16 protein-coding genes and 1 riboswitch are annotated in these 15,921 nt (G+C 57.7%); of the genes, 10 read left to right on the top strand and 6 right to left on the bottom strand.

From position 1 onward, the window contains the following. The first annotated feature begins 255 nt into the window (after positions 1-255). Positions 256-1,845, top strand: a complete 1,590-nt coding sequence (gene purH / locus DEO48_RS25755) for a bifunctional phosphoribosylaminoimidazolecarboxamide formyltransferase/IMP cyclohydrolase (protein ID WP_109846692.1) — start codon at positions 256-258, stop codon at positions 1,843-1,845. Between the two features lie 15 nt (positions 1,846-1,860). Beyond that, on the top strand, positions 1,861-3,153 hold the full coding sequence (gene purD, locus DEO48_RS25760) for a phosphoribosylamine--glycine ligase (RefSeq protein WP_045357745.1): 1,293 nt from the start codon (positions 1,861-1,863) through the stop codon (positions 3,151-3,153). A gap of 88 nt (positions 3,154-3,241) precedes the next feature. Here the strand turns inward: purD and DEO48_RS25765 are convergent, their stop codons facing one another. The 6 genes from DEO48_RS25765 to nudC all read right to left on the bottom strand — a co-directional run bounded on the left by DEO48_RS25765 (position 3,242) and on the right by nudC (position 7,594). Next, positions 3,242-3,934: a DUF1481 domain-containing protein gene (locus DEO48_RS25765; protein ID WP_023309981.1), complete on the bottom strand. Its 693-nt coding sequence runs from the start codon at positions 3,932-3,934 to the stop codon at positions 3,242-3,244. 11 nt (positions 3,935-3,945) lie between these two features. Beyond that, positions 3,946-4,218 (bottom strand): nucleoid-associated protein HU-alpha, encoded by a 273-nt coding sequence (gene hupA, locus DEO48_RS25770; RefSeq protein WP_002445246.1) that lies wholly within the window; start codon positions 4,216-4,218, stop codon positions 3,946-3,948. A gap of 186 nt (positions 4,219-4,404) precedes the next feature. Beyond that, positions 4,405-4,995 (bottom strand): YjaG family protein, encoded by a 591-nt coding sequence (locus DEO48_RS25775; RefSeq protein ID WP_023309980.1) that lies wholly within the window; start codon positions 4,993-4,995, stop codon positions 4,405-4,407. A 41-nt stretch (positions 4,996-5,036) separates the two neighbouring features. Next, positions 5,037-5,708, bottom strand: coding sequence for a deoxyribonuclease V (gene nfi, locus DEO48_RS25780; protein ID WP_023309979.1), 672 nt, complete (start codon positions 5,706-5,708; stop codon positions 5,037-5,039). Between the two features lie 9 nt (positions 5,709-5,717). Next, positions 5,718-6,782 (bottom strand): uroporphyrinogen decarboxylase, encoded by a 1,065-nt coding sequence (gene hemE, locus DEO48_RS25785; protein ID WP_029742041.1) that lies wholly within the window; start codon positions 6,780-6,782, stop codon positions 5,718-5,720. A gap of 38 nt (positions 6,783-6,820) precedes the next feature. Beyond that, complete coding sequence (gene nudC, locus DEO48_RS25790) at positions 6,821-7,594, bottom strand: NAD(+) diphosphatase (RefSeq protein ID WP_109846693.1); 774 nt, start codon at positions 7,592-7,594, stop codon at positions 6,821-6,823. Positions 7,595-7,689: 95 nt separating this feature from the next. Between nudC and DEO48_RS25795 the strand changes: the two genes are divergently transcribed. The 8 genes from DEO48_RS25795 (at position 7,690) to DEO48_RS25830 (ending at position 15,669) form a co-directional block, all read left to right on the top strand. Further along, the gene (locus tag DEO48_RS25795) at positions 7,690-8,187 is read left to right on the top strand and encodes an Rsd/AlgQ family anti-sigma factor (protein WP_023309976.1); all 498 of its coding nucleotides are present in this window, start codon (positions 7,690-7,692) and stop codon (positions 8,185-8,187) included. A 54-nt stretch (positions 8,188-8,241) separates the two neighbouring features. Next, a riboswitch (TPP riboswitch) is annotated at positions 8,242-8,353 on the top strand. A gap of 78 nt (positions 8,354-8,431) precedes the next feature. Then, entirely contained in the window at positions 8,432-10,327 is a 1,896-nt protein-coding gene (gene thiC / locus DEO48_RS25800; protein ID WP_109846694.1) for a phosphomethylpyrimidine synthase ThiC, read from the top strand. Next, positions 10,327-10,968, top strand: a complete 642-nt coding sequence (gene thiE / locus DEO48_RS25805) for a thiamine phosphate synthase (RefSeq protein ID WP_109846695.1) — start codon at positions 10,327-10,329, stop codon at positions 10,966-10,968. The genes thiC and thiE overlap by 1 nt, the downstream gene beginning before the upstream one ends. Further along, entirely contained in the window at positions 10,955-11,710 is a 756-nt protein-coding gene (locus DEO48_RS25810; protein ID WP_109846696.1) for a HesA/MoeB/ThiF family protein, read from the top strand. Before thiE ends, DEO48_RS25810 begins: the two co-directional genes overlap by 14 nt. Continuing rightward, entirely contained in the window at positions 11,694-11,894 is a 201-nt protein-coding gene (thiS, locus tag DEO48_RS25815; protein WP_023309972.1) for a sulfur carrier protein ThiS, read from the top strand. The genes DEO48_RS25810 and thiS overlap by 17 nt, the downstream gene beginning before the upstream one ends. A 1-nt stretch (position 11,895) precedes the next feature. Beyond that, on the top strand, positions 11,896-12,666 hold the full coding sequence (gene thiG / locus DEO48_RS25820) for a thiazole synthase (RefSeq protein ID WP_023334103.1): 771 nt from the start codon (positions 11,896-11,898) through the stop codon (positions 12,664-12,666). Continuing rightward, positions 12,663-13,790, top strand: a complete 1,128-nt coding sequence (gene thiH, locus DEO48_RS25825; RefSeq protein ID WP_109846697.1) for a 2-iminoacetate synthase ThiH — start codon at positions 12,663-12,665, stop codon at positions 13,788-13,790. Before thiG ends, thiH begins: the two co-directional genes overlap by 4 nt. Positions 13,791-14,127: 337 nt before the next feature. Further along, the gene (locus DEO48_RS25830; protein ID WP_109846698.1) at positions 14,128-15,669 is read left to right on the top strand and encodes a sensor domain-containing diguanylate cyclase; all 1,542 of its coding nucleotides are present in this window, start codon (positions 14,128-14,130) and stop codon (positions 15,667-15,669) included. The last annotated feature ends 252 nt before the right edge of the window (positions 15,670-15,921 follow it).

Consider the following 15,921-nt stretch of genomic DNA (forward strand, 5'->3'; position numbering starts at 1 on the left):
TCAGCAGGCCGCAACCGCTAAATGACAGAAAAATGACTGACTGCTGCATTCCACAGCAAAACCCCGCCTTATACCTTTTTACACACAGACTTATCCACAATGATACGAAAAAGTGAAAATGTGCGAGCGTTGCGCAAACGTTTTCGTTAAAATGCTCGCGCTTAATAAGGATGCCCCGTCAGGTGTGTTAGATGAGTTTTTCGCAGGAAAATTCATCTAACGCTCTCTGTAATCGTGAAATCCAGGGGATTTACCATGCAACAACGTCGTCCAGTCCGCCGCGCTCTGCTCAGTGTTTCTGATAAAGCCGGTATCGTCGAATTCGCTCAGGCACTTTCCGCACGCGGTGTGGAGCTGCTTTCTACAGGCGGTACCGCTCGCCTGTTAGCAGATAAAGGTCTGCCGGTAACCGAAGTGTCCGATTACACCGGTTTCCCGGAAATGATGGATGGACGCGTCAAAACCCTGCATCCGAAAGTGCACGGCGGTATTCTTGGCCGTCGCGGTCAGGACGACGCCATTATGGAACAGCATGACATCGCGCCAATCGACATGGTTGTCGTTAACCTCTACCCGTTTGCCCAGACCGTAGCCCGCGAAGGCTGTTCTCTGGAAGATGCCGTAGAGAATATTGATATCGGCGGCCCAACCATGGTGCGCTCCGCGGCCAAGAACCATAAGGATGTGGCCATCGTCGTAAAGAGCAGCGATTACGAAACCATTATTAATGAGATGGATGCCAACGAAGGGTCACTGACTCTGGAAACGCGTTTCGACCTCGCCATCAAAGCCTTCGAGCACACCGCGGCGTACGACAGCATGATCGCCAACTACTTCGGTAGCCTGGTGCCTGCTTACCACGGTGAAAGCAAAGATCCTTCTGGCCGTTTCCCGCGCACCATGAACCTGAACTTCATTAAGAAGCAGGATATGCGTTACGGCGAGAACAGCCACCAGCAGGCAGCCTTCTATATAGAAGAAGAGGTAAAAGAAGCCTCTGTTGCGACCGCTCAGCAGGTTCAGGGCAAAGCGCTCTCCTATAACAACATTGCTGACACCGACGCCGCGCTGGAATGCGTGAAAGAGTTCAGCGAGCCGGCCTGCGTTATCGTCAAGCATGCGAACCCATGCGGTGTTGCGGTAAGCACCTCTATTCTGGACGCCTACGATCGCGCCTACAAAACCGACCCGACCTCCGCGTTCGGCGGCATTATCGCCTTCAACCGCGAGCTGGATGCTGAAACCGCGCAGGCCATCATCTCCCGCCAGTTCGTTGAAGTGATCATCGCGCCATCGGCATCCGAAGAGGCGCTGAAAATCACCGCGGCGAAACAGAACGTACGCGTGCTGGTTTGCGGCCAGTGGGCAGAACGCGTGCCGGGCCTGGACTTCAAGCGTGTGAACGGCGGCCTGCTGGTTCAGGATCGCGATCTGGGTATGGTGACAGAAGCCGACCTGCGCGTGGTAACCAAACGTCAACCGACCGAACAGGAACTGCGTGACGCGCTGTTCTGCTGGAAGGTCGCGAAGTTCGTCAAATCCAACGCCATCGTCTACGCCAAAGAAAACATGACTATCGGGATAGGCGCAGGCCAGATGAGCCGCGTTTACTCCGCGAAAATCGCGGGCATTAAAGCAGGTGATGAAGGTCTGGAAGTAAAAGGCTCCGCCATGGCTTCTGACGCCTTCTTCCCGTTCCGTGACGGTATCGACGCGGCGGCTGCAGTGGGCATCACCTGTGTGATCCAGCCTGGCGGCTCAATTCGCGACGACGAAGTGATTGCCGCTGCCGACGAACATGGCATTGCAATGATCTTCACCGACATGCGCCACTTCCGCCATTAATTCCCGGAGCAGAAAATGAAAGTATTAGTGATTGGTAACGGCGGACGCGAGCACGCTCTGGCGTGGAAAGCGGCGCAGTCTCCGCTGGTGAAAACGGTCTTCGTGGCACCGGGCAACGCCGGAACCGCGCTGGAACCCGCGCTGCAGAACGTGGCTATCGGCGTGACCGATATCCCGGCGCTGCTGAGCTTTGCCCAGAGCGAGAAAATCGACCTGACCATCGTCGGCCCGGAAGCGCCGCTGGTGATTGGCGTCGTCGATGCCTTCCGCGCGGCGGGCCTGACAATCTTCGGGCCAACGGAAGGCGCCGCGCAGCTGGAAGGCTCTAAAGCCTTCACCAAAGATTTCCTCGCGCGTCACAACATCCCGACGGCGGAATATCAGAACTTCACCGAAGTGGAGCCAGCCCTGGCCTACCTGCGTGAAAAAGGCGCGCCGATTGTCATCAAGGCCGACGGTCTGGCCGCTGGTAAAGGCGTTATCGTCGCGATGACCCTCGAAGAAGCAGAAGCCGCGGTTCAGGATATGCTGGCGGGCAACGCCTTTGGCGATGCGGGCCACCGCATCGTGATCGAAGAGTTCCTCGACGGTGAAGAAGCGAGCTTTATCGTGATGGTCGACGGCGAGCACGTTCTGCCGATGGCCACCAGCCAGGACCACAAGCGCGTAGGTAATGGCGATACCGGCCCGAATACTGGCGGAATGGGCGCTTACTCCCCCGCTCCGGTAGTGACTGACGAAGTCCACCAGCGCACCATGGATCGCGTCATTTGGCCAACCGTGAAAGGGATGGCGGCGGAAGGCAACACCTACACCGGTTTCCTCTACGCGGGTCTGATGATTGACAAGCAGGGCAACCCTAAGGTCATCGAATTCAACTGCCGCTTTGGCGATCCGGAAACGCAGCCCATCATGCTGCGCATGAAATCCGATCTGGTGGAACTGTGTCTGGCAGCCTGCGAAGGCAAGCTCGACGAGAAAACCTCAGAGTGGGACGAGCGTGCGTCTCTGGGCGTGGTGATTGCTGCAGGTGGTTATCCGGGCAACTACAACACCGGGGATGAAATCCACGGCCTGCCGCTGGAAGAGATTGACGGTGCGAAGGTGTTCCATGCGGGTACGAAGCTGGCTGACGACGATCGCGTCCTCACCAACGGCGGACGCGTGCTGTGTGCAACCGCGCTGGGTCATACCGTGGCAGAAGCGCAGAAACGCGCCTACGCGCTGATGGCGGATATTCACTGGAACGGCAGCTTTAGTCGTCAGGATATCGGTTATCGCGCGATTGCGCGTGAGCAGGGCGAGTAATTTCACACCCTCACCCTCTCCTTCAAGGGAGAGGGGATCGTTCGTAGGCCGGATAAGCGTTAGCGCCATCCGGCTTAATCCACAGAACTCAGAAACTCTTCTCTGTCGGCTGCCAGGTGCAGAAGTCTTCGTTCGCCACCAGCAGCAGCTGAGAGCCTTCCGGCGCTTCCAGCCACGCCACACTCACCTCCATTGATGAATGACGCTGACGACGTTGTATGTGTTCGGTTGCCCAGGATTCTAGCTCAGGCTTGACCGTCTGTCCTTCGCAGGTTGTGACCGTCCCATCGGCATGCCAGCGCCCCTGGCGCAGCACTACACGCCCCAGACGAAGCGCATCGCTGGTCTGGCGGATTTGTTCGGCACGATAACGGTAGAGAGCGATTTGATCGCTGGAAAGCTGCTGTTTTTGACCGCTGACTTCGCGCTGCATAAAGCTCAGCTCGCCATGGTCGTCAAAACGCACTTTCACGTGTTCGGGAGTCTTGCTGTAGACGTTCAGTTCAATCAGCGACAGGTCATCTCCCTGCCAGCGATATTCCGCAGTCGACGTATTGCCGTTATGCCACGGGCTGAAGGCAGAAAGCAGATGCACTTCGCCGCCGGAATCTTTGCGCCAGATCCTGACCGCACCCTGGTTATCCGCGTAGCCGCTGGCGGTAAACGGCGGCAGGGAGGTGTCGTGGCTGCAGGCTGACAGCAGCAGCATGCCTGCCAGCGCGAGCGTTCCACGCCAGAAAGACAAAAGGGGCGTTACCGCCCCTTCGCTAAAACTGTTCACTGCCACGCGTCTTACTTAACAGCGTCTTTCAGTGCTTTACCAGAAACAAATGCCGGCACGTTAGCTGCGGCGATTTTGATTTCTTTACCGGTCTGCGGGTTGCGGCCAGTACGCTCAGCGCGGTGGTTCACTTTGAAGGTACCGAAACCAACCAGTTGCACAGCATCGCCTTCTTTCAGAGACTCAGTAATAGCAGCCAGGGTAGATTCCAGAGCAGCTTTAGCCTGCACTTTAGACAGATCAGCCTTGTCCGCAATTACATCAATCAGTTGAGTCTTGTTCATAAGTTATCCTTTCAATGTGTTTATCGCTTGCTAAGCATCGAGTGCGACGAAAATGCCAAAAAAGCACTCTCCTGCATACACGCACCGATAGCCACTTTTTTTCGCCCCCCAAATGTAGACCAGACAAGGGGCGAAAGGGAAGAGTCGAGGAGCGACAAAACGGGCGTTATCTCAAGTTTTCTTGTCTCATTGGTTAAAAATTATACCAATATTGCTCTCACCAGCCTCTCGTAAGTCCGCGCGCAGCCCTTTTATCAGCTCAATATCGCGTTCTTCACACTCTGCCAGCAGGCGGAAAATTTCCCACTGAATGTCCCATTCTTGCTCAACCGCCGGGTTTGCACGCAGCTCTTCGTCGGTCATCTCGCGGCCTTCCTGGGTCATTTCCAGCATCGCGACGGTCGTAATAGATGCCTTACTGACTTCAATTGCGTGCTCCAGCGTTTCACCACTCAGACGGGAGTGAAGCAGTTCGCTTAACGCCACGCAGGCATCAATCGCCGGGTAGACACCGTAGAGGTCAAAATCATCCGCAGCCGGAATCGCCTCTTCCAGCTTTTCCAGCTGGGAGTCGAAGTTCACCTTTGCGTCTTTTACCGTCAGCGTTTCCCAGATCAGATCCAGAATGCGGCGGTAGATATGGCCATCACCAAAGCCCGTCTCCTTACAGAACGCGGCATAGTTGGGATACATGCGCTCGCACAGGCAAGCCATAAACGTCACGTGCTGCCAGCTTTCAAGTTTCTCAAGGCGCAGGTGAATCGGGTTTTGTAGCATGATGATCTCTCGAATCGAAAATTAGGCGCAGTTTACCTGAATCATCGCTGAATTTCCTGCCAACGAACAAAAGCCGGACGCGAAGAGGCCACGGCGTCTGCCCAGCGCGTCGGCTCCGGCAAGCGGTAGCCCTTCATGCAGCGCTGCACCCACGCCAGGGCGCTGTCCATGCTCACCCGGTGCCCGGTGGCGATAAAGAGCGGGTTACAGCGCGCCTTGCTGCGCCAGACCCACGCTAGCTGCTCACCTTTATGGATAAGCGGCGCCAGCGCGCCCGGCTCGGCAGAAAGAGGTTCAAACGCGCCGCACAGGCGTTTCTTGGCGACGCCAATGGTTGGCACATCCACCAGCAGCCCAAAGTGGCTGGCAACGCCTAAACGGCGCGGGTGTGAGATACCGTGTCCATCGACAAACAGCAGGTCAGGTTTTTGCGAGAGTTGCTCCCACGCTGCCAGCAGCGCGGGATATTCGCGGAAGGAGAGAAAGCCCGGAATGTACGGCATGGTGGTCGCGATACGCGCTACCTTGTACTCCACCAGCTCAAGTGAAGGATATTTCAGTACCACCATCGCCGCTCGCGTCACTTCCCCACCCTGCTCGAATCCGACGTCTGCTCCACCAATGTACTGCGGAGGATCTTTATCCAGACGATCCTCGCGGATCACCGATGATGCCAGTTCGATTTGTTGAGCGCGTAGCGACGCGAGATCCATAATCACTCCTTACTTGTGATACTGGGCAGAAAGCCGATGCACCGCCTCCACAAATACTCCTGCGTGTTCTGGCGGCACATCCTGATGAATGCCGTGGCCGAGGTTAAAGACGTGGCCTTCACCCTGGCCGAAACCAGACAGTATAGTCGACACTTCTTCTTCAATGCGGGCTGGCGGCGCATAGAGCATGGACGGGTCCATATTGCCCTGCAGCGCCACTTTGTCGCCCACGCGACGGCGCGCATCGGCGATATCGGTGGTCCAGTCGAGGCCCAGCGCGTCGCAGCCTGTTGCCGCCATCGCTTCCAGCCACTGACCGCCACCTTTGGTGAACAGCGTCACCGGCACGCGGCGTCCTTCGTTTTCACGCAGCAGACCGTCGACGATTTTGTGCATGTAGTACAGGGAGAACTGCTGATAATCGCGCCCGGTCAGCACGCCGCCCCAGGTATCGAAAATCATCACCGACTGCGCACCCGCCTTTATCTGCGCGTTCAGATAGAGGGTGACGCTCTTAGCCAGCTTGTCGAGCAGCGCATGCAGGGCCAGCGGCTCGGCGTACATCATCTTTTTAATCATGGTGAAGGCTTTGCTGCTACCTCCTTCAACCATATAGGTCGCCAGCGTCCACGGGCTGCCGGAGAAGCCAATCAGCGGCACTTCACCTTTCAGCTCGCGGCGAATGGTGCGCACGGCGTTCATCACGTAGCCCAGCTCGCCTTCCGGATCGGGGATCGGCAGCTTATCCACGTCGGCTTTGCTTTTGATTGGGGAGGTGAAACGCGGGCCTTCACCGGTTTCGAAGTACAGGCCAAGGCCCATTGCATCCGGAATGGTCAGAATATCCGAGAAGAGGATCGCGGCATCCAGCGGGAAGCGGCGCAGCGGCTGGAGCGTCACTTCACAGGCCAGCTCGGCGTTTTTGCACAGCGACATAAAATCGCCCGCCTGCGCGCGCGTGGCTTTGTACTCCGGGAGATAGCGTCCCGCCTGGCGCATCATCCACACCGGGGTGACATCAACGGGCTGGCGCAGCAGCGCACGCAGATAACGATCGTTCTTCAGTTCGGTCATTTTTGCAGTTCCTTAAGCGTCATGGCCTCAGTGTAACACTACTCATACTCGGCCCGACACATCGCCACGGTATCTTCTATCAGGCGACGCGCCACGGTGCCCGGCGGAGGCAACAGCGGTAGATCGTCGTAGCGATACCAGTTCGCGTCCAGAAGCTCTTTCTGGTCAATAACGATCTCGCCGCTGTCGTATTCGGCCATAAATGCCGTCATCAGCGACTGCGGGAACGGCCACGGCTGAGAGGTAACGTAGCGCAGGTTCTTCACTTTGATCCCACTCTCCTCCATCACCTCGCGCGCCACCGCCTGCTCCAGCGTTTCGCCCACCTCGACGAAGCCGGCCAGCACAGTGTGAATGCCGTTGCGATGGCGGGTATGCTGCGCCAGCAGGATGGAATCCTCCCGGCGGATAGCGACGATAATGCACGGCGCAATCTGCGGATAGTAGCGTTCGCGGCAGTGGCTGCAGAGCATCGCCCACTCGGTTTTGCTCGGGCGCATGGTATAACCGCAGTAGCCGCAGTATTTATGCGAGCGATAAAACTCAGCCAGCTGCACGCCGCGCCCCGCCAGCTGGAACAGCCCCACGTCCAGATCCAGCACCTGGCGCACCGATCCCATATCCTGGCTGCGGGGCTGTTGGATCAACCACACGGGCTCACCCTGCCACTCGCCGATCTTCAGCGCTGGCTGGCCAACAAGATCGAACGCCTCAGCTGCACCGTAGGGGATTTCCCCGGCAGGAAGCCATAATTTTTGTTCGTGACTGACGATCCACCAACCAAGATCTGATTTTTCAATAATACGATCCATATCTATTGCACTACCTTCGCTTCACTGACATGTTGTTAGCATTGTGGTTACATTCTGGATAAGCAGATTCAATCCTACATTTTGCGGAGTCGACCATGTTAAACCAGCTGCAAAGCCTGACTGAGCGCGTTAGAGGAAATAACAAACTGGTGGATCGCTGGCTACATGTACGCAAGCATCTACTCGTGGCTTATTACAATCTGGTCGGTATTAAGCCTGGCAAAGAATCGTTTATGCGACTGAATGAAAAAGCGCTGGATGATTTTTGTCAGGGCCTGGTCGACTATCTGTCCGACGGCCATTTCAATATTTATGAACGCATTATCCGCGAAATGGAAGGGACAACGCCGTATTTAGCGGCCAGCAAGCTCTATCCGCTTCTGGAAGCCAACACCCAGCAGATCATGGATTACTATGATTCCGCGCTCGAGAACGCTATCGACCACGATAACTATCTTGAGTTTCAGCAGGCGCTATCCGACCTCGGCGAAGCGCTGGAAGAGCGATTCACGCTGGAAGATAAGCTGATCGCCCTCGTGCTGGATAATGATTTGAACATCAGTAACGAAGAGAACGTCGCGCGCCCTGCTTGAGTTCTTCATCGTTAACGAGTAATTTACAACCATTCGCCCCTCTCACGAGGGGGATTTTTCTTGTCGGAGTGCCCAGCGCCTGAAAGCGCGGGCTGAGACCGTTAATTCGGGATCCGCGGAACCTGATCAGGCTAATACCTGCGAAGGGAACAAGAGTCACACTGCTGTTGTATCGCCTGAGGGCGATCCTCTCTTGCTTCATCCGTCGTCTGACAAGCCATGTCCTTCACTTTTGGAATGAGCTATGTCTACTGCAAAACTGACCCGCCGCGAACAGCGCGCACAGGCCCAACACTTCATCGACACGCTGGAAGGCAGCGCTTTCCCGAACTCGAAACGCATCTACATTTCCGGCTCGCAGGCCGATATCCGCGTCCCAATGCGCGAAATTCAGCTTAGCCCGACGCTTATCGGCGGCAGCAAAGATAACCCGCAGTACGAAGACAACGAAGCCGTGCCGGTGTATGACACCTCCGGCCCGTACGGCGATCCTGATGTTGCCATCAACGTCCAGCAGGGTCTGGCAAAGCTGCGCCAGCCGTGGATTGACGCGCGTAACGACTGCGAAGAGCTGAGCGTCCTGAGTTCTGCATACACTAAAGAGCGCCTGGCCGACGACGGTCTGGACGAGCTGCGCTTTACCGGCCTGCTGACGCCAAAACGCGCTAAGGCGGGCAAATGCGTGACCCAGCTGCACTACGCGCGCCGGGGCATCGTCACGCCGGAGATGGAGTTCATCGCCATCCGCGAAAACATGGGTCGCGAGCGCATCCGTAGCGAAGTGCTGCGCTATCAGCATCCGGGTGAAGGCTTTGGCGCTAGCCTGCCGGAGAACATCACGCCGGAGTTTGTGCGTGACGAAGTGGCCGCAGGCCGCGCGATTATCCCTGCCAATATCAACCATCCGGAATCCGAGCCGATGATTATCGGCCGCAACTTCCTGGTGAAGGTCAACGCAAACATCGGTAACTCGGCCGTCACCTCCTCCATCGAAGAAGAGGTGGAAAAGCTGGTCTGGTCCACGCGCTGGGGTGCGGACACGGTAATGGACCTCTCCACCGGCCGCTATATTCACGAAACCCGCGAATGGATCCTGCGTAACAGCCCGGTACCGATTGGCACCGTCCCGATTTATCAGGCGCTGGAAAAGGTCAACGGCATTGCCGAAGACCTCACCTGGGAAGCATTCCGCGACACGCTGCTGGAGCAGGCCGAGCAGGGCGTGGACTACTTCACCATTCACGCGGGCGTGCTGCTGCGCTACGTGCCGATGACGGCGAAGCGTCTGACCGGCATCGTCTCGCGCGGCGGTTCCATCATGGCGAAGTGGTGCCTGTCACATCATCAGGAAAACTTCCTCTACGAGCACTTCCGCGAAATTTGCGAAATCTGCGCCGCGTACGATGTCTCTCTGTCGCTGGGCGACGGCCTGCGTCCGGGCTCTATTCGCGACGCGAACGACGAAGCGCAGTTTGCCGAGCTGCACACGCTGGGCGAGCTGACTAAGATCGCCTGGGAGTATGACGTGCAGGTGATGATTGAAGGTCCGGGCCACGTGCCGATGCAGATGATCCGCCGAAACATGACCGAGGAGCTGGAGCACTGCCACGAAGCACCGTTCTACACCCTGGGGCCGTTGACTACCGATATTGCGCCGGGCTATGACCACTTCACGTCAGGCATTGGGGCGGCGATGATCGGCTGGTTCGGCTGCGCCATGCTCTGCTACGTGACCCCGAAAGAGCACCTCGGCCTGCCAAACAAAGAGGACGTGAAGCAGGGGCTGATCACCTACAAAATTGCCGCCCACGCGGCGGATCTGGCCAAAGGCCACCCGGGCGCGCAAATTCGCGATAACGCCATGTCGAAGGCACGCTTTGAATTCCGCTGGGAAGACCAGTTCAACCTGGCGCTGGACCCGTTCACCGCCCGCGCCTATCACGACGAGACCCTGCCGCAGGAGTCAGGCAAAGTCGCGCACTTCTGCTCTATGTGCGGGCCGAAGTTCTGCTCGATGAAAATCAGCCAGGAGGTGCGCGACTACGCCGCCACGCAAACTATTGAAGTGGGTATGGCGGACATGTCTGAAACCTTCCGTGCCAAAGGCGGCGAAATCTACCTCAAAAAAGAGGAGGCGTAATGTATAAGCCCGATTTCCCGTCCGTCCCCTACCGTTTAGGGCTCTATCCGGTGGTGGACAGCGTGGAGTGGATAGAGCGCCTGCTGGAGACAGGCGTTCGAACGATCCAGCTGCGCATCAAGGATAAACGCGACGACGAGGTGGAAGCCGATGTGGTTGCCGCCATCGCGCTGGGGCGTCGGCATAACGCCCGTCTGTTTATCAACGACTACTGGCGGCTGGCCGTTAAGCACCAGGCGTACGGCGTGCATCTGGGTCAGGAGGATCTGGAAACAACGGATCTGAGCGCTATCCGCGAAGCCGGGTTGCGTCTTGGCGTTTCAACACACGATGACATGGAGATCGACGTGGCGCTGGCGGCCCGTCCCTCTTACATCGCGCTGGGTCACGTCTTCCCGACGCAAACCAAGCAGATGCCCTCCGCACCGCAGGGGCTGACGCAGCTGGCGAGTCACGTTAAACGCCTTGCCGATTACCCCACCGTCGCCATCGGTGGAATCAGTCTTGAACGCGCCCCGGCGGTGCTGGAGACCGGCGTCGGCAGTATCGCCGTCGTCAGCGCCATCACCCAGGCCGCAGACTGGCGTCTCGCCACCGAACAGCTGTTACAGCTGGCAGGAGCGGGTGATGAACGATCGTGATTTTATGCGCTACAGCCGTCAGATCCTGCTGGAAGATATCGCCATCGACGGCCAGCAAAAACTGCTCGCTAGCCGGGTTCTGATTGTCGGTCTGGGCGGGTTAGGCGCGCCCGCCGCGCTTTATCTGGCAGGCGCAGGTATCGGTACGCTGGTGCTGGCCGACGACGACGAGGTTCACCTCAGCAACCTGCAGCGACAAATCCTCTTTACCACCGAGGATATCAACCAGCCGAAAGCGCAAATCACCCGGCAGCGCCTGAACCAGCTCAACCCGGATATTGAACTGATTGCCTTACAGGATCGGCTCAGCGGTGACAACCTCAGCCGTGAGGTCGCCCTGGCCGACGTGGTGCTGGACTGCACGGACAACATGGCGACGCGCCAGGCGATTAACGCCGCCTGCGTGGCAAATAATACGCCGCTTATCACGGCCAGCGCGGTGGGTTTCGGCGGGCAGATGATGGTCCTGACCCCGCCGTGGTCGCAGGGCTGCTATCGCTGCCTGTGGCCGGATGATGCAGAGCCGGCGCGCAACTGCCGTACGGCGGGCATTCTTGGTCCGGTGGTCGGCGTAATGGGCACAATGCAGGCGCTGGAGGCCATCAAGCTGCTCAGCGGCATGGAGACGGAACGCAATACGCTGCGGCTGTTCGATGCCCGCTCCAGCGGCTGGCGCCATCTGGCGTTACACCGCGCCAGCCGCTGCCCGGTATGCGGAGGCCGCAATGCGCATTCTGTTTAACGATGAGCCGATGAGATGCGACGACGGTCTCACCGTTGCGGTACTGCTCGACAAGCTGCGCCAGCTCAAGCCGGGAACGGCGCTGGCGCTCAATCAACAGATCCTGCCGCGCGAGCAGTGGGAACATCAGCAGGTCAATGACGGCGACCAGATCCTGCTGTTTCAGGTTATCGCGGGGGGCTGAGATGTTACGTATTGCCGATAAAGTCTTTGATTCACATCTGTTTACCGGAACCGGAAAATTCGCCTCGCCGCAGCTGATGGTGGATGCCATTCGCGAAAGCGGCAGCCAGCTGGTGACGCTGGCGCTCAAGCGCGTGGATCTGCGTCATCACAGCGACGCCATTCTGGCGCCTTTACTGGAGGCTGGCGTCACGCTACTGCCCAACACCTCCGGTGCCAAAACGGCCGAAGAGGCGATTTTTGCCGCGCAGCTGGCCCGCGAGGCGCTCGGCACCCGCTGGCTGAAGCTGGAAATTCATCCTGACGCCCGCTGGCTGCTGCCCGACCCCATCGAAACGCTGAAGGCAGCTGAAAAGCTGGTGCAGCAAGGGTTTACCGTCCTGCCTTACTGCGGCGCCGACCCTGTCCTGTGCAAACGGCTGGAAGAGGTCGGGTGCGCCGCCGTCATGCCGCTGGGCGCCCCCATTGGCTCCAACCAGGGGCTGGAAACCCGCGCGATGCTGGAAATCATTATTGAGCAGGCTACCGTACCGGTGGTTGTTGATGCAGGCATTGGCGTGCCCAGCCATGCCGCGCAGGCGCTGGAGATGGGTGCCGACGCGGTGCTGGTCAATACGGCCATCGCGGTTGCCGACGATCCGGTCATGATGGCGCGTGCGTTCCGCATGGCCGTAGAGGCTGGCCTGCTGGCAAGGGAGTCCGGTCCCGGCTCGCGCAGTTTCCAGGCGCAGGCCACCAGCCCGCTGACCGGTTTTCTGGAGGCGATCTCATGAGCACGTTTACCGATCGCTGGCGCCAGCTTAGCTGGGACGACATTGCCCTGCGCATTAACAGCAAAACGGCGGCTGACGTGGAGCGCGCGCTGAATGCCCGCCATCTGACCCGCGAGGATCTGATGGCTCTGCTCTCCCCGGCGGCCAGCGCGTACCTCGAACCGATGGCCCAGCGAGCACAGCGGCTCACCCGCCAGCGTTTTGGCAACACGGTGAGCTTCTACGTGCCGCTCTATCTCTCAAACCTGTGCGCCAATGACTGCACCTACTGCGGTTTTTCCATGAGCAACCGCATCAAGCGTAAAACGCTCGATGAAGATGAGATTGCCCGTGAGTGTGCGGCCATTCGTGAAATGGGTTTTGAACATCTTCTGCTGGTCACGGGCGAACATCAGGGAAAGGTGGGAATGGACTATTTCCGTCACCACCTTCCCGCCATTCGCCGTCAGTTTGCGTCGCTGCAGATGGAAGTACAGCCCCTGGCGCAGGAGGAGTATGCGGAGCTCAAAACCCTCGGGCTGGACGGGGTCATGGTCTATCAGGAAACCTACCACGAGGCGACGTACGCCCGGCACCACCTGAAGGGCAAGAAACAGGATTTCTTTTTCCGGCTGGAAACGCCGGACAGGCTGGGTCGTGCGGGGATCGACAAAATCGGTCTGGGCGCGCTGATCGGGCTCTCTGACAGCTGGCGGGTGGATTGTTACATGGTGGCGGAACATTTGCTGTGGCTTCAGCAGCACTACTGGCAGAGCCGTTACTCCATCTCCTTCCCGCGCCTGAGACCCTGCGCGGGCGGGATTGAACCGGCTTCGCTGATGGATGAACGCCAGCTGGTGCAGACCATCTGTGCGTTTCGCCTGCTCGCCCCGGAAGTGGAATTATCGCTCTCAACGCGTGAATCCCCGGCGTTTCGCGATCGCGTTATACCGCTTGCGATTAACAACGTCAGCGCGTTTTCCAAAACGCAGCCTGGCGGCTACGCCGACGATCGTCCGGAGCTGGAGCAGTTTGTGCCGCATGACGGGCGACGTCCGGAAGCGGTCGCCGCAGCGCTGACGGCCCAGGGTCTTCAGCCTGTCTGGAAAGACTGGGACAGCTGGCTGGGAAGAGCCTCGCAATGACGCTGAAACGCGCTGCAACACCATAAAAAATTGTCGAGGCGCTACGAAAAGGCAAAACCGGGCGGTTGTCAGCGATCGTCCGGTTTTTTATTGTCACACGGTCAGCAACGGATGCTGACCAGGGCGAAAAGCTTCTTCCTCGTTTCGCCCTGCCTCTGGTTCATTGCACAAACGGCTCCTGGCAAGTTGAATAAGTATTTTCTTAATGGTTCTTAAGATAAATCATCCCGCAAGAAATCGTGTGCCGTATAATTCACCGCTAACCGCAGGACAGCGACTATGCTGAGAGGATATCGGCAGACGAAAAGTATTCACCATCAGGAACGATGTACAGCTCATGGCACTTCACAGCAAAAAGCTCTCTTTTACCCGGCCAATCATGCTCAGCTTCGCGGGGATCCTCTGCAGTTTTGCGGTGATCGCGATCGCGGTGACGCTTTCGCAACGAAAGGATTTTCTTGAGGATTATCATCAGATCAACAGCAATTTCACGCACAACCTGGCGGTGAACTACACCGAGTCTATCCTGCGTGAAAACGACTATATCCTGGGCCGTTCCGCGATGTACTTTGCCCGCGACGACAGGCTAAACGAGACGCTCAACGTCAACCCGACGCAGGGGCTGCAGATGATGATGCATTTGCAAAACCTGATGCCGACCGTGTCCTCCATCTCGCTGGCGGATACGCAGGGGCATTATCTCCGCGCGCCGGAAGTGCTCCCCACGGAGAAGAGTAAAACCTTCGATCCCCGAAAGCGGCCGTGGTTTATCGCGCAGGCCGAAGCCAGTATCTTCAGCCACTATACTCGCCCGTACATGGACTACTTCACCGGCCATCCGACGGTCACACTTTATAAGCCCTTGATTTCATCCGAAGGCAGACTGAAGGGAACGATCGCGTTTCATCTCGATTTGACGTCAATGGGCTTTACACTGCGTCAGATGGTGGCGCCCGTTCAGGGGGAATTCTTCGTCGTTGAACGCGACGGCGCCGTTGTGCTTCACCCGGATACAGGCGCGCTCTTCAAACAGTACGTGAGCGAAGCGCTGATGGACAAAATGACCAGCGGCGAAGGCCACCTTTACGACAAGAAAAGCAACGCCTGGTATTACTACTACTCATTTACCAATCCGGACTGGTTTGTCATCTACCGGGTCTCTGGCGAGACGCTCACCGATATCACCCGCCACGAAACAACGATCGTTGGCTGGGGGTTTGCGCTGGCGGCCATTATCATCATCCTCTTTGGCTTATACCTCCGCCACGCCTCGCGTACCGTGCTGATGCACATTATCAATGCCATCAAAACCGGCGACGTCAGCGAGGCGCCGCGCCTGGAAGCGATGCTGAGCCATACTATCCAGTCCAATAAAGAGCGTGAGATGGCCTATGTGCGCCAGGCCACTCACGATGCGCTGACGGGCTGTAAAAACCGCCGCGCGTTCGATAGCGATATCGCGGAGCTGCTGAATGCCCAGCAGCCTTTCGCGATGGCGCTGGTGGACATTGATAACTTCAAGTCGATTAACGACACGCTGGGCCACCTGACCGGTGATATCGTTCTGCGCAACGTGGCCCGCGAAGGGATCCAGATCATGCAGCCACATCACGTCTCGCTTTACCGGTACGGTGGAGAAGAGTTTGCGGTAATTTTCCAGGCTGAGCAGATGACGTCTGCGCTCTCATTGCTGGAAGCCTGGCGTACCGCAGTTGAAAAACGCGTCTGGCGAGAAGAAAACCTGCGGGTTACGTTCAGCGGCGGTCTTGGGGAGTGGCATTTTGAACCGCTGGAGCAATTTGTCGGAAGCGTTGATAGCGCCCTCTACAGCGCCAAACAGCAGGGCAAAAACCGCATTAACCGAACGTCCATCAGCTAATCCTCCCTGTTTCACCCTGCCCGTTTCCACGGGCGGGTACCCGACAATGTAAAATTGTAACCGGTTTCAGAAAATCGCCGGTTTCTTTGTGATGCCTGACACACAATCGCGGTAAACCGGTTGTTGAAGCGGTCTACACGGGATAATTATCAATAAACACATGTAGATCGAGGCTGATTGCGTATTCCGCTCTGATCGATCATGTTTTCGCGTGGAACGTCGATCAGCGATTCGCAGCTGATCGATCATCCG

The sequence above is a fragment of the Enterobacter sp. CGMCC 5087 genome (assembly GCF_003144775.1).
In the GTDB taxonomy this organism is placed as follows: domain Bacteria; phylum Pseudomonadota; class Gammaproteobacteria; order Enterobacterales; family Enterobacteriaceae; genus Enterobacter; species Enterobacter cloacae_M.